This is a genomic window from Methanoregula sp. (genome assembly GCF_049518935.1).
Taxonomy (GTDB): Archaea; Halobacteriota; Methanomicrobia; order Methanomicrobiales; family Methanospirillaceae; genus Methanoregula.
In genome coordinates this window covers 21,389-34,786 of record NZ_JBEKRH010000020.1, presented here as the reverse complement: position 1 = coordinate 34,786, position 13,398 = coordinate 21,389, and the positions used below count along the sequence as shown (strand labels likewise).

At 51.0% G+C, this 13,398-nt stretch carries 14 protein-coding genes, 1 tRNA gene and 1 pseudogene; 11 read left to right on the top strand and 5 right to left on the bottom strand.

The window, feature by feature from the left end:
* Positions 1 to 36 precede the first annotated feature (36 nt).
* A tRNA-Leu gene (locus tag ABSE13_RS10835) sits at positions 37 to 121 on the top strand.
* Between the two features lie 114 nt (positions 122 to 235).
* On the opposite strand, the gene ABSE13_RS10830 is transcribed toward ABSE13_RS10835, so the two are convergent.
* A complete protein-coding gene (locus ABSE13_RS10830) occupies positions 236 to 523 on the bottom strand; it encodes a hypothetical protein (protein WP_424028532.1) in 288 nt (95 codons plus the stop codon).
* 312 nt (positions 524 to 835) lie between these two features.
* Here ABSE13_RS10830 and ABSE13_RS10825 point away from each other — a divergent pair, with 312 nt between their 5' ends.
* Both ABSE13_RS10825 and ABSE13_RS10820 read left to right on the top strand, forming a co-directional pair.
* On the top strand, positions 836 to 967 hold the full coding sequence (locus ABSE13_RS10825; RefSeq protein ID WP_424028531.1) for a YnfA family protein: 132 nt from the start codon (positions 836 to 838) through the stop codon (positions 965 to 967).
* A complete protein-coding gene (locus ABSE13_RS10820; protein ID WP_424028530.1) occupies positions 915 to 1,154 on the top strand; it encodes a YnfA family protein in 240 nt (79 codons plus the stop codon). The genes ABSE13_RS10825 and ABSE13_RS10820 overlap by 53 nt, the downstream gene beginning before the upstream one ends.
* A 381-nt stretch (positions 1,155 to 1,535) precedes the next feature.
* On the opposite strand, the gene ABSE13_RS10815 is transcribed toward ABSE13_RS10820, so the two are convergent.
* From ABSE13_RS10815 to ABSE13_RS10800, 4 genes are all read right to left on the bottom strand, one after another.
* Complete coding sequence (locus ABSE13_RS10815; RefSeq protein WP_424028529.1) at positions 1,536 to 2,516, bottom strand: serine/threonine protein kinase; 981 nt, start codon at positions 2,514 to 2,516, stop codon at positions 1,536 to 1,538.
* Positions 2,517 to 2,664: 148 nt separating this feature from the next.
* A complete protein-coding gene (locus tag ABSE13_RS10810) occupies positions 2,665 to 3,525 on the bottom strand; it encodes a PP2C family protein-serine/threonine phosphatase (protein WP_424028528.1) in 861 nt (286 codons plus the stop codon).
* A gap of 139 nt (positions 3,526 to 3,664) precedes the next feature.
* Positions 3,665 to 5,251 (bottom strand): APC family permease, encoded by a 1,587-nt coding sequence (locus ABSE13_RS10805; protein WP_424028527.1) that lies wholly within the window; start codon positions 5,249 to 5,251, stop codon positions 3,665 to 3,667.
* A gap of 226 nt (positions 5,252 to 5,477) precedes the next feature.
* Positions 5,478 to 5,807, bottom strand: coding sequence for a P-II family nitrogen regulator (locus tag ABSE13_RS10800; RefSeq protein ID WP_424028526.1), 330 nt, complete (start codon positions 5,805 to 5,807; stop codon positions 5,478 to 5,480).
* 134 nt (positions 5,808 to 5,941) lie between these two features.
* Here ABSE13_RS10800 and ABSE13_RS10795 point away from each other — a divergent pair, with 134 nt between their 5' ends.
* The 8 genes and pseudogenes from ABSE13_RS10795 to nifK all read left to right on the top strand — a co-directional run bounded on the left by ABSE13_RS10795 (position 5,942) and on the right by nifK (position 13,373).
* Positions 5,942 to 6,517: a GNAT family N-acetyltransferase gene (locus tag ABSE13_RS10795; RefSeq protein ID WP_424028525.1), complete on the top strand. Its 576-nt coding sequence runs from the start codon at positions 5,942 to 5,944 to the stop codon at positions 6,515 to 6,517.
* A gap of 130 nt (positions 6,518 to 6,647) precedes the next feature.
* Positions 6,648 to 6,842: a hypothetical protein gene (locus ABSE13_RS10790; protein ID WP_424028524.1), complete on the top strand. Its 195-nt coding sequence runs from the start codon at positions 6,648 to 6,650 to the stop codon at positions 6,840 to 6,842.
* 8 nt (positions 6,843 to 6,850) lie between these two features.
* A pseudogene (gene cfbD / locus ABSE13_RS10785) lies at positions 6,851 to 7,916 on the top strand (Ni-sirohydrochlorin a,c-diamide reductive cyclase catalytic subunit).
* A gap of 833 nt (positions 7,917 to 8,749) precedes the next feature.
* Positions 8,750 to 9,577: a nitrogenase iron protein gene (gene nifH / locus ABSE13_RS10780; RefSeq protein ID WP_424028523.1), complete on the top strand. Its 828-nt coding sequence runs from the start codon at positions 8,750 to 8,752 to the stop codon at positions 9,575 to 9,577.
* Between the two features lie 40 nt (positions 9,578 to 9,617).
* Positions 9,618 to 9,944, top strand: coding sequence for a P-II family nitrogen regulator (locus ABSE13_RS10775; protein ID WP_424028522.1), 327 nt, complete (start codon positions 9,618 to 9,620; stop codon positions 9,942 to 9,944).
* Between the two features lie 12 nt (positions 9,945 to 9,956).
* Positions 9,957 to 10,376, top strand: a complete 420-nt coding sequence (locus tag ABSE13_RS10770; protein WP_424028521.1) for a P-II family nitrogen regulator — start codon at positions 9,957 to 9,959, stop codon at positions 10,374 to 10,376.
* 11 nt (positions 10,377 to 10,387) lie between these two features.
* Positions 10,388 to 12,013, top strand: a complete 1,626-nt coding sequence (nifD, locus tag ABSE13_RS10765) for a nitrogenase molybdenum-iron protein alpha chain (RefSeq protein ID WP_424028520.1) — start codon at positions 10,388 to 10,390, stop codon at positions 12,011 to 12,013.
* A complete protein-coding gene (nifK, locus tag ABSE13_RS10760; protein WP_424028519.1) occupies positions 12,006 to 13,373 on the top strand; it encodes a nitrogenase molybdenum-iron protein subunit beta in 1,368 nt (455 codons plus the stop codon). The genes nifD and nifK overlap by 8 nt, the downstream gene beginning before the upstream one ends.
* The last annotated feature ends 25 nt before the right edge of the window (positions 13,374 to 13,398 follow it).

Below are 13,398 nucleotides of genomic sequence, written 5' to 3'. Positions count from 1 at the left end.
TTATTAGATAGACAACCTCTTTGTTATGGCACAAAGGCGAGGGTAGCCAAGCCAGGTCAAAGGCGCTAGGTTGAGGGCCTAGTCTCGTAGGAGTTCTTGGGTTCGAATCCCATCCCTCGCATCCGGCTCTAAGGGTCAAATCTTTTCTAAAAGCGTTCAGAATCCTAAATCCCTGAGAAGTTTTAAGGCAACCCCTAAGACTGAATGTAATGTGTTCAGCGATAGGAGTTCTGGTTCATCCCCTTCTGAAACCGTCGAGTTTCACCACATCAAACCCGAGTACGCTCCCCGTTCGCTCGCAAATGCACTTCAGGAGGGGCGAATCACCGCCGATGACCGCACTCTTATCGAAAATCATGTTGCATGGGTCGCGGTGACCAGCAATATCAGCCCTGGACGAGTTAATAAGCTCACGTTTAATCTCGTAAAAATGCGGAGATTTCTTGGCCCATACAGAACCAATACCATTAATGATATCTATGCCGGCATTAGCCATCTGAAAAATGCACGGGTCAAAGGTCATCCCTATTCCGGAAATTATTGATATTTTTCTTTGATAAGACAAAGCATTGGAGCGACCACCATTACTGACTCTTTAATTCTGATTAAAGGAAAGAAAATGCTGTTCTGTAAAACTCTCAAAGAATCATTTTGACACTCTCAGGAGCCTCAGCAACGATCCTTTCCCCGCATGTATTAGTAGTTCCGAACGTAACTTCCGACATAAAAAATGTATACTATTGAAATTTGATTTCTTTTTTGCAATCACATCAACAAAACGGTCGCGTATTGCTGGAAAACGTTATTTTTTATAAAATTATGACGTGGTACTGATATGATTTTCCTCTCAATTTTCTTATTTATACTTGCCGGATTATTTGAAATCGGTGGAGGATACCTCATCTGGATGAGGGATGGCAAAGGATTTGAATATGCGGTGCTTGGTGCAATTCTGCTCGCGTTGTAGGGGATTATTCCCACATTACAGAATGCAAATTTCGGGGAGGGTATATGCGGCGTACGGTGGAGTTTTTATAGTGCTTGCATTGCTCTGGGGTCGGCAGATCGATGGAGTAACACCGGATATGTTTGACATCCTCGGCGACGCAATCGCACTCATAGGTGTATCCGTCATTATGTACTGGCCACGATGATCCGTTCACATGATTTTTAATGAACCAGCAGACGGTGATTGAGTTTAGCCCGGACTCGATCCCCGCAGAGGTGAACGCACACCAGCCGGTGCATCACAGAGAATATTGGTTTTCGATTCCCTCTCCCCGGAAACCTATGAACTCGAATCCCTTGCCCGTAAATTCATCCGTGCTGGGCGGATGCACCCTCACGGGAATCATTATGAAAAATTTCCATGGGAAAAAAGGGTCGTATAGAGAAATTTTTCTATCCCGCGTAGTAAGAGAAGAATTAAAGAAACGTATGGCGGAACCCCGTTAGAGAGTTTTTTGAGTCGACTTCCCTATATTTCCGATCAATGATAATTGAATGCGCAAGCCACCATTCCGCCGCATTACTTCTTACCGGTGCTGCATCAGATGCGCAACCAATACTAATAATGCCGCACCTACTAGAAAACCGATAAAGATCAAAATGCTCCTCACCCATATCTGGCGGTTGGTGAGCACACCTCCCCCGGTAGATGACGGTTCCGGCTCCAATCTGAATCGTGATAAATCGAGCTCTGAAAAATGCTGCAAATCATACCGGAACTCTCTGATAGTTTGATAGCGTTCTTCAGTGTCTCGGCGTATTGATTTGAGCACCACTGCATCAATGCCCGGAGGGATTGATGACTGGATAGTGCGGGGCGAGACAGGAATTGCAGTGAGGTGCTGATTCATGACAGCAAGGGCATTATCACCCTGAAATGGCAGTGTGCCGGTAAGCAATTCATAGATAATCATCCCCAGAGCGTACACATCAGTACGGGAATCCCCCCGTTTCCCCTGAATCTGTTCAGGTGCCATATAATCCGGAGTTCCAAAGGTATTCGAGGCCCATCTCCACGTTACCCTTCGCGAACCTTCAAGCAACGCGCTCCCAAAATCAAGAATGTGAATTTTACCATCCGGCCCGATAATAATATTTTCGGGTTTCAGGTCACGGTGATAGACACCGTTCGCATGAAGATACTCGATTGTCCCGGCGAGCTGGTCAGCAAGAGAGAGAACCTCGCTGAGCGGTAACGGCGCATGTTCGCTGATGTAGGTGCGGAGAGGAATGCCTTCGATAAATTCCAAGACGAGGAATACGCAATCAGATCCTTCATTGAAGCTGATTGCCCGAGGGATCGCGGGATGTTTCAGTTTCTGCCCGATCGAGACCTCGCGACGAAAACGCTCGTACGTTGCGAGATCCCCAAGTAATGCAACATCAGGGAACTTAAGAATTACCAGCGTGCCATCAGGGGCATTTGCCTTGTAGATCTGACTGAACCCCCCTTGGGCTAGCAATCCCAGTATTTTATAATTACAGATCAGGTCGCCTTCCTTATACATCAACAAACCTCACTGCCTGCTTCTGGAAAATTTCTCATTTCGTGTCTCTTTTGGGCATAAAGCCGATGGATACACAGTCTCTGGATATTATGTTTATTCCTATATTATTTTAGAGTGAACGGTGCTGGCAGATTCTTAATCTTTTGAACTAACTCATTCGAAAGAATGTTCGCCAGGAAAACGCGGGAGCGGTGCAGTTTCCTACGGTTTCGATATGAAATGCAATCGCGGTAATGTTATCCGGGGCTCCGGCACTGAGTGCAACCCGTACAAGTTTTTCACAAGCTGAACTGACATCATTTTGCTGCATCGCATTCAGAATTTCCTCTTCTGTAAGTTCTGACCACAATCCGTCACTGCAGAGAAGATAAGTGTCCTCGGGGCGAACCTTTTCACGTATTATATCTGCATTCATGAATAGCTCGCTGCCAATTGAACGGGTCAGCTGGTGGCGCCCGGGATGTGTCGACGCCTGTTCCGCGGAGATCAGGTGCATCTGGAGCAAATCATTCGACATGGTGTGATCACGGGTTAATATTTTGATACAATCATCTCGTAAACGGTACAGTCGGCAGTCCCCAATATGCCCGACGGTTAACGAATCCTGGTCAAGTGCGACGACCGTTAACGTGGTCTGCATTTTACGGAATAATTCAGGGTCTGACTGTGCCACGCAGAACACTTTTTGATTTGCCTTCTGCATTGCCTGGCCAATCATTCCGTCCGCCGCCCCCCCATGCCATTTATAAAATTCAGCTTTGACAGATTTCAGGGCCGTCCTGCTGGCAATAGCCCCTCCACGATGTCCACCAAGCCCATCAGCAACGGCAAAGATATACCTTGACGCGGACTCAGTCTCTGTTTTTACTTCGATGGAATGACCTACCCAATGGGCATCCTCGTTCTGGGACCGCATCAATCCCTGGTGAGTTATGACCCGCCACTTCACAATGACACCGATCAGGTTTGGCTTCCTGCCAGGTGATTGCACTATGGAATTTTCTGTCACGGTAATCACACATACCCTTCGATAGTTAAAAATGAGAATATCAGAGTCCGAACGCTTTTTTTGTCACGCGCGTTTGTCTCAGACATTTTCGGGCCCCATTACCTCAGGGAGTAAACCAGTCCTCTGCTGCTAATCTTAATTATGAATTATCAATCTCCAGTCCGGTTGCCTGTGGCATATGTTCGGTCGTTACCGGGTGACCTTCTTTCTTTGTATTGTGAATAAACCACACTGCCCCGGCTACTAGCCAGGCTATGACCACCGCGATGGCAATTACGGCATCCATCGCTGTATTTCCTCCGGCGCTCATACCGATCCAGACGATAGCCCCGAGCATGAGGATATTTGCGAGGAACCCTAACAAGGGAACCAACCTGTGTTTCAGGAAATTTGCATCGGGTCGGTGGAAGAATGCCCACAGGCAGATTAAATTCGTCAGACCATAGAGAAGGAATGTGCCGGTATTTGACGCTAGCGTGATCTGGGTCAGGTTGTCCACGTTCAGGACACCGTACGCGCCGAACGCGGCAGATATCGCAACGAGAATCCAGATTCCGTAGTGAGGAGTGTCGTACTTGCCGTGCAGAATACCGAGCAGGGTGGGCATCTCTTTGTCTTTGCCCATAGCATAGGTTATACGGACACCGGTGTTAAGGCAGGCCAGGGTAGTTCCAATCAGTGCCAGCACCACCGTTGCAGCAAATATCAGGACCAACACGAATCCTGAACCCCCCAGCATAGCGTCACCGATAACTCGCACCATATCCCCAATAGGAGCCCCGGATGCCGCGGCTGCCGCATAACCCGACACTGCGGCCCCCGTCGAATCGGTGCCGGTCAGTTGAGGGCCGACAAAATAGATGGCGGCGAAGTATTCGAACAAATAGGCAAACGCGCCCTGGATGACAAGGGAGAGAAGGATTGCCCATTTGATATCCTTCTTTGGCTGGAGCGCTTCGGAACCAAGGGATGTTACCGACTCGAACCCCACCAACAACAGAATGGCGATCGTTGACTGAAACAGCAGATTGGTGAAGTTATGCGGGATGAGTATGGAAGAGGCGGTCTGGACATATGCCAGTTCCGGATGCGAGTAACGGTACAGTATCGCCAGTATCGAAAAGGCAATGAGTGCCGCAAGCTGGATGGCATTGATGATGATCGCGGTCATCGTCGAACCGTTAATCCCACGATACGCGATATACCCATTCAGGACTGCAAAGATGATGGCTACGAGAATCTGTTGCCATACTGCTAGAGTGATCCCGAATAAGCCAAAGATATACACTATCAGAATGGCCGAGAAGGCTACCATGATACCCGGGTAAATCCAATAGTAGAGATGTGATATCCAGCCTACTAGGAATTTGGCGATTCTTGCCCATTTGCGGTGCTCAGTCTTTTCTTTTTCAAGGAAAGAAGCTTCAGCATAATAATAAGTTGAGCCTGAACCGGCCCGAGGATAAATATTCGCGAGCTCGGCATAGGAAATTGCCGTTAAGAACGCGAGAATAAGTGCGGCGAGAAGGCCCGTCCACATCTCCCCTGCAGTTGTTACACCCCCATTGGTCTGCGCTGCCTGCACCTGGAAGGTGGTCCAGAGAAACGCCCCGGGAGCAATAAGCGCCATGGCATTTACCAGAAGCGAGGTCAGGTTCAGCGTGCGTTTCATTGTTCCAGCGGGTTGACCGCCCGCAGGCTGGTTGTTATTTTGTGCTTGATCCATCGAAATCGAATCCTCATTAGCTAAAAGGGACTTTGTTTGCTTTAATATTAAACTTTTGGAAAGTAACTTCCTTCTACTAGTTATAAATTTTTCTATAAAGTAAAGATTTTGTTATTATATAATAATTAAGATTAATCAATAAGTTTTAAAAAATATATTATTGCATTTATTTTAAAATAAAAAAATTGCGGGGAAACCCCTTCATAGATACTGCTAAATTTAGAATTCATCCCCAAGTTTCATCGGTGCGTACTCTCGCCATCTTCTCTACAGGCAAAACAAATATTTTTCCGTCTCCAATGCGACCTGTTCTCCCGACCTCGCGGATAATCGATATAATCTTATTCACATCATAGCTGTCTACAACCATCATGATCATGATTTTGGGCAGAGTATCAACTTCAACATTTTCTCCCCGATATTCGAGAAGGATACCTTTTTGTTCTCCCCGTCCGGTTATTTCCAGGATACTCATGGCAACATAACCCTTTTCTTCAAGGGCTTTTTTTACCATATCCAATTTCTCTGGCCTTATAATCGCATAAACCATCTTCATAAAATTTAACTCCTTTGTTTATGATTGATTTTACTAGAAGTTGGAACTTTTTTTGATTTCCCAATTTGCTAATTTCCCAATTTGCTATTGTGCTTAAGCAATATTTATAAAATATGGAAGGAAAGATCCTTCTAATGCAAGAAATTCGATTACAAATAGAAAAACTTAATAAAGAAAATTTTGATAATTTCATCGATCTTCATAAAAGATATATTGAATCGGAGAGAACTCGTTATCTTGACACTACTTTAATAAATCGACTAAAAAAAGATGCTTTCTTAACAAATCCTAAATATGAAGCGTATTTGGGAAAAATTGGTCTGGATTGGGTAGCTTATGTTATTATTATCATATCATATTCGACTTTCATAGCATTACCCAGTCTCTCTATTGAAGAAATATTTGTATTAAATAATTTTAGAAACCTTGGGATTGGCGGGGCATTGTTTGAATTTTGCGTACGAAACGCAAAAAAAAGAGGTTGCGGAAAAATTGAGATATCAGTTCCCAACCGGAATGAAAAAGCAAAATTTTTTTTTGAATTCAACAGAGCTATTCCAATTGACATAACCTATTATGAGATCGATTTCTTTGATACAAAAATCGGAAATCCTGATGGGAAGATGACGTATGCGGATCTCCTGAGAAAGAGAAATAAAAGCAAAATTACCAAATTAAATTCTCGAGTGAATGAGATAGTTGTCAATTGATTAGGAAGTGATTTTGAATTGTTCTGATAAGTTGACGGTTGGTCGGGAGTTTCTAATGAAGTGAAAAATTCGCCACCAACCGTCAACTTATCAGAATCGAATAGTTTGTGAAAGTTTCCGGCCTGACCAGATGCTTGCGGCGGTTGAAACGACCGGTTCGGCGAACCTGATCTGGATCCACCGCTTCTCGACTCCAGTACAACCGAATATGTTCGTCTCGGCCCGCGAGTTACCACTCGCAATGCAGACTCTCGATGAGGAACTTGCCTTCGCGAAGAGCGGAACTTCCCGGAGATCCAAAGTCATCGCGGTTAAAATCTGGTGATGATATCTGTGAAATACATGCACCCCCGCCCAAGCTCGATTGTTGCAGCCCTATATACAGCCCACGATCTCAACGTTGATGTCGCAATCCTGCACGGGCCTTCCGGCTGTTCGTTCAAGCACGCCCGATTACTCGAAGAGGACGGAATGCATGTCCTGACTACATCGCTTGCTGACAATAAGTTCATTTTCGGGGGGCAGAAACCACTGGAGAATATGTTGCGGTATTCCGAGGATCATTTAAAACCCCGACGTATGGCGGTCGTCGGTACCTGCGTGACGATGATAATCGGCGAAGACCTTCAGTACGCGATTGACGGGGCGGGTGCGATAACTCCCACGATCGCGGTTGATATCCACGCGGGGTATCTTGAGAATATTGCCGGTGTTCTCTCCACCTTGGAAGCTGCAGAGCGAACTGGCTGGATCTCTCTTGAGGAACTTTCCCGTCAGCGGTTTATGCTGGGGAAGGCCAACGAGATCGAACATGTGAGGGGGGCCGCCTCAAAATTGTATATCGAGGCTTTCCCGCGGGGATCTCAAGCATGAGGCTGGTCAGGAGCTCCTGCGATTCGCCCGGAGTGGCGCAAGGGAGGTTGCGATCATGAACGCGAAGAAAGAGACTGCTTACATGTTTGCCGATGAACTGCTTGCGCTCCACGAGGTGTGCCCGGATGCCGACATCACCTATATAGCCAACCTCGAACATCGTGGCCTGCCCAAGACCCGGGCCGATGCGCTGCAGATATATGACGAGCTTGCGAAACGCGGGCTGGAACCAAAATTTATCGGGGCGCTTGATGAATACGGTGCGAATGGTGACGTGCTTGGCAAACGGCTCCGGCAACTTGCGCCCTCGTTCGCACTCATCGCCAGTGTCCCTTATGCGATTCCTCCTGAATATACTGACGAGATCGAATGTTTCTCGATCACCAACGGTCCCAGGCAGGTCGCATCTCTCCGGGAGATCGGTCATACGCATGTCATTGTGGAGATCGATCTCCACCTCAAAACCCTCGGTGTCTGCGAGATCGTTGAGAGCGAATTAGAGGCAGTGCTCCGGAGCCTTCCATGAAGACAATCCCGTTTACTGAAGATCAAACCGCAAGTGATTATACGTATAAAAACTAGAAAATGGGACTTTAATTCCGAAAGATGCAAAATTTTTCAAGCATTCTTTACTCTATTAACATCATAAAACTGCACTGATGGGTGTGGTATATCTTCGAGCCTTTAGCATTTTCTACTAAAGATAACTTTTCCGTCGGTTTTCTGAAATCACTAATTTATCAATAAATTTTCTGTATTGAAGCCACGAGAAGGCATCAGAATCCTGAAAGATTGATTAGTATGTGCGGTTTGCAAAACTATGAAGTGATGCCCCGCTGAATGCAGCAACATTCGCCGTGTTGATGAGTGTCATCGCCCAATAAATGGTTCATTTGTTACATGGAAGGAATATTCCTTCCTAGTGATAATTATAAATATTTGCGCACTGTATGTTTGTATATATGAAATGGAGGCACTATGAAAAAGCACGTAATTGAAGGTAACGAAGGTCGTGTCCGACCGATCGCTATTTTCTCTCCAACGACGACGCCCTGTGCTTGTCGTCACTGTATCGATCATACAGGTTCTGGTCCAAACGGAAAATCAACCAGTCTACTTCTGGGCGGAATGACTAAGGCACGAGTACCAGAATTCACCCGGATCGCCGGCTCTGACACGTTCACTCACTCACCATCCTTTGGTCCCGAACCGGAAGTTGGGTTTGGCGGATACCAAGGAACGAAAACCTGATCATCGGCGATATCGCGGTGACAATAAAAAACGAGATCTCTTCGGATCAGATCATCAAAAGATTTCGGAAAAAAATCTGACAACATTACAAGCAGAGGCGTATAAGAAATGAAACGACAAGTAGCAATTTACGGAAAGGGCGGTATCGGCAAATCAACGACAACCCAGAACACGGTTGCGGCGCTCGCAGAAGCAGGGAAACAGGTAATGGTCGTAGGGTGCGACCCGAAAGCGGACTCGACCCGGCTCCTTCTCCACGGGCTGTGCCAGAAGACCGTGCTCGACACCCTGAGAGATGAAGGTGACGACATTGAGCTCGAGGCAATCCTGAAACCCGGGTTCGGGAACGTCCGGTGCGTGGAGTCCGGCGGGCCGGAGCCCGGCGTCGGCTGTGCGGGTCGCGGTATCATCACATCCATCAACCTGCTCGAATCGCTCGGGGCCTATACGGACGACCTCGACTACGTCTTCTACGATGTGCTCGGCGACGTAGTGTGTGGCGGGTTCGCGATGCCGATCCGGGAAGGGAAGGCCGAAGAGATCTACATCGTCGCCTCCGGCGAACTGATGGCGCTCTATGCGGCGAACAACATCGCAAAAGGTATCCAGAAGTACGCGACGAACGGGAAGGTGCGGCTCGGCGGCATTATCTGCAACAGCAGGAAAGTCGACAATGAACGCCCTCTTCTCGAGGCATTCGCCCAGGAACTCGGGTCCCAGCTCATCTACTTCGTCCCGCGTGACAACCTCGTCCAGCGGGCCGAGATCCACAAAAAGACGGTCATCGACTTCGACCCGACCTCCGGCCAAGCAGACGAGTACCGGAAGCTCGCAAAAGCCATCGACGAGAACAAGATGTTCGTCATCCCGAAACCGATGAAACAGGAACGGCTGGAGGAACTCATGATGCAGCACGGCTTCCTCGACGCGATGTGAGAGCGAAAAAACCAGACAGGAAACAGTCGGAAGTGTAGCAATGTTACTGATACGTGCAATAGTTCGACCGGAGAAGAAAGACGACGTTCTCGCGGAGCTCTCCTCTGCGGGGTTCAATGCGGCGACGATGGTGGATGTCGTGGGACGCGGCAAGCAGAAGGGGATCAAGATCGGCGGGATGGTCTATGACGAGATCCCCAAGATCCTGATCCTCGTTGCCATCCAAGACGCAGACAAGGAGAAGGTCATCGGGACGATCTTAAAGACCGCAAAGACCGGGAGCGACGGGACATTTGGCGACGGGAAGATCTTCGTCTCACCCATCGACGAGGTCTACACCATCTCGAAGGGCACGAGCGGACTTTAGGAGGGACTGCCCGTGAAAGAAATTCTGGCAGTGGTCCGGATGAAAAAGACCGGCGCCACGAAAAAAGCCCTCGTCGCAGCCGGCGTCGCCGGGTTCACCGCGGTGAAGGTCTCGGGACGGGGCAGGCTCGTCACCGACCCGGCCCGGATCGAGGAGTGCAAAGCAAAACTCCTCGCTATGGGTGTGAACGAGGGTGGAGCAGGAGCGGATACCGAGCAGCTCGTCACGAGTTTTCTCGACGGATCCCGGTTCTTCCCGCGCCGGCTTTTCACGATCCTCGCGCACGATGACGATGTGCCGCGGATCGTCGAGGCGATCACGGACGCGAACAGGACCGAGCACGGCATCGGGGACGGAACGATCTTCGTGATGCCGATCCTCGACGCGGTGCGTGTCCGCACCGGTGAATCGGGAGAAGCGGCAATCTGGTAAGGAGGCATCTGATGACAGACATTGAAGCTACGATCGACGAGATGCTGACCCCGTACCCGGACATGGTGAAGAAAAACCGGAAGAAGCATCTCATCGTCAAGAACGACGAAGCCGCGTGCTGCCCGCAGATAGAGGCAAACACCCGGACCATCCCCGGCATTATCTCGCAGCGCGGCTGCGCATACGCCGGCTGCAAAGGCGTGGTCGTCGGCCCGATCAAGGACATGGTGACCATCACCCATGGCCCGGTCGGCTGCGGGTACTACAGCTGGGGCACAAGACGGAACAAAGCACGGGCCGATGACACGACCCCGAAAGACAAAGTGTACTCGAACCTCTGCTTCACGACCGACATGCAGGAGCCGGACATCGTCTTCGGCGGCGAGAAGAAGCTCGCAAAGATGATCGACGAAGTCGTCGCAACCTTCCACCCGCGGGCCATCAACATCTGCGCCACGTGCCCGGTGGGGCTCATCGGCGACGATATCAACGCGGTCGCAAAAGCGGCCGAGCAACGCCACGGGATACAGGTGCTCGCGTACAACTGTGAGGGATACAAGGGCGTCAGCCAGTCGGCCGGTCACCATATCGCGAACAACAACATCATGCAGAACGTTATCGGGACAGGCACCGAGCGGAAGCATGGGAAGCACGTCATCAACATCCTCGGCGAGTACAACATCGGCGGGGACGGGTGGGAACTGGAGCGGATCCTCAAAGAGGTCGGCTACACGGTTAACTGTGTCCTCACCGGGGATTCGAGCTACCTCGACATCAAAAACCTGCACCTTGCGGACCTCAACCTCGTCCAGTGCCACCGGTCGATCAACTATATCGCAGAAATGATGGAGACCAAGTACGGCACACCGTGGCTGAAGGTCAACTTCATCGGCACCGGGTCGACGAACGAATCGCTGCGCCAGATGGCCCGGTGTTTCGGCGACGAGGAACTCGTCAGGAAGACCGAAGAAGTCATCGAGCGGGAGACCGCACGGGTCGGGCCCATCCTCGACCAGTACCGGAAAGTGCTGCAGGGCAAGACCGCGTTTGCAATCGTCGGCGGATCCCGGAGCCACCACTACCAGTACCTCCTCCGCGACCTCGGCATGGAGATGATCATCGCCGGCTACGAGTTTGCCCACCGGGACGACTACGAGGGCCGGCAGGTTATCCCCACCATCAAGACCGACGCTGACAGCAAGAACATCCCTGAGCTCCACCTCGTCCCTGACGAAAAAATGTACAAGGAAGCGCACGTCCACCTGAACATGTCGAAGGAGAAGTTCGAGGAGCTGAAAGCAAAAGTCCCGCTCAACTACTACGAGGGCATCTACCCGAACATGAAAGAGGGGCAGGTCATCATCGACGATGCAAACCACCACGAGGTCGAAATACTGATAAAAACGGCCAAACCAGACCTCTTCCTCTCGGGCGTCCGGGACAAGTACATCGTCCACAAGATGGGCGTCGCGTCAAAACAGTTGCACGCCTACGACTACAGCGGGCCCTACGCTGGCTACAACGGCGCGATCAACTTCGCCCGCGACGTTGTCAATGCGCTCACGACCCCCGCATGGAAACTGATCACCCCGCCATGGGAGCGGGAGAACGAACAACGGAGTGAATCCAATGCTTGAATGCGTACCGGAAGGAACGGCCGGCCACACGACCGGCAAGATCAACCCGGCAAAAACCTGCCAGCCGATCGGCGCGATGTACGCGGCGCTCGGCATCCACGGGTGCCTGCCCCACAGCCACGGCTCGCAGGGCTGCTGCGCGTACCACAGGATGCACCTGACCCGGCACTTCCGGGACCCGGTGCTCGCGAGTTCGAGTTCCTTCACGGAAGGAGCCTCGGTCTTTGGCGGGGCCGCGAACCTCAAGACCTCGATCAAGAACGTGTTTGCGATCTACAACCCCGAGATCATGGCGGTCCACACCACCTGCCTCTCAGAGACGATCGGGGACGACATCCCGAATATCCTCAAACAGTCCGAGATCCCGGAGGGAAAGCACGTCATCCACGTCAACACCCCGAGCTACCAGGGCTCGCACATCACCGGGTTCTCCGGCATGGTCAAAGCGATGGTCTCGTACCTCGCGCAGACTGACGGGGAAGAGAAGAAGAACCAGCTCAACGTCATCCCCGGGTTCGTCAACCCGGGCGACATGCGGGAGATCCGTAGGATCGTCACCGAGCTCGGGGTCAGGACGATCATGTTCCCGGACACCTCCGATGTCCTCGACTCGCCGCTGACCAGCAAGTACGAGATGTACCCGGAGGGTGGGGCGACCATCGCGGAGATTCGCGACTCGGCCAACTCCTCGGCAACGATCGCGCTCGGGGCATGGGCGTCCAACGATGCTGCCGACCTCCTGCAGGAGAAATTCGGGGTCACGGGTATTCCGCTCAAGCTCCCGATCGGGCTGAAAGCAACGGACGACTTCATCATGGCGGTCAAAGACTGGTTCGGCGTCGTCGTCCCGAAGTCGCTCGCCATCGAGCGGGGACAGGTCGTGGACACCCTCATCGACACCCACTTCCACTACCAGGGGAAGAAAGTCGCGATCTTCGGGGACCCCGACCACGTCATCGCCCTCACGGAGTTCGTCCTGACGATGGGCATGGTCCCGAAGTATATTCTCACGGGCACGCCCGGCAAACAGTTCGAGCCGGAGATCCGGAAGATGCTTACCGAAGCAGGGGTGGAGGGCAGCAAAGTGAAAGCGGAAGGCGACCTCTTCGAGCTCCAGCAGTGGATCAAGGAGGAGAAAGTCGACCTCATCCTCGGGACATCGTACGGCAAGTACATCGCCCGGGCCGAGGACATCCCGCTCGTCCGGGTCGGCTTCCCGGTCCTCGACCGGGCCGTCCACCCGCTGATGCCGGTCGTCGGCTACCGTGGCTGCCTGCGGCTGATCGAGCAGATCTCAAGCGCGCTCCTCGAACGCCGGGACCGCGACTGCCTCGACGAGGATTTCGAACTCGTGTTGTAGGATTTCACAAAGAAGGAGAAAAAAC

Coding starts and splice junctions, on each gene's coding strand:
- ABSE13_RS10830 (WP_424028532.1), bottom strand. CDS start 523: ATGACCTTTGACCCGTGCATTTTTCAGATGGCTAATGCCGGCATAGAT.
- ABSE13_RS10825 (WP_424028531.1), top strand. CDS start 836: ATGATTTTCCTCTCAATTTTCTTATTTATACTTGCCGGATTATTTGAA.
- ABSE13_RS10820 (WP_424028530.1), top strand. CDS start 915: ATGGCAAAGGATTTGAATATGCGGTGCTTGGTGCAATTCTGCTCGCGT.
- ABSE13_RS10815 (WP_424028529.1), bottom strand. CDS start 2,516: ATGTATAAGGAAGGCGACCTGATCTGTAATTATAAAATACTGGGATTG.
- ABSE13_RS10805 (WP_424028527.1), bottom strand. CDS start 5,251: ATGGATCAAGCACAAAATAACAACCAGCCTGCGGGCGGTCAACCCGCT.
- ABSE13_RS10800 (WP_424028526.1), bottom strand. CDS start 5,807: ATGAAGATGGTTTATGCGATTATAAGGCCAGAGAAATTGGATATGGTA.
- ABSE13_RS10795 (WP_424028525.1), top strand. CDS start 5,942: ATGCAAGAAATTCGATTACAAATAGAAAAACTTAATAAAGAAAATTTT.
- ABSE13_RS10790 (WP_424028524.1), top strand. CDS start 6,648: ATGCTTGCGGCGGTTGAAACGACCGGTTCGGCGAACCTGATCTGGATC.
- nifH (WP_424028523.1), top strand. CDS start 8,750: ATGAAACGACAAGTAGCAATTTACGGAAAGGGCGGTATCGGCAAATCA.
- ABSE13_RS10775 (WP_424028522.1), top strand. CDS start 9,618: ATGTTACTGATACGTGCAATAGTTCGACCGGAGAAGAAAGACGACGTT.
- nifD (WP_424028520.1), top strand. CDS start 10,388: ATGACAGACATTGAAGCTACGATCGACGAGATGCTGACCCCGTACCCG.
- nifK (WP_424028519.1), top strand. CDS start 12,006: ATGCTTGAATGCGTACCGGAAGGAACGGCCGGCCACACGACCGGCAAG.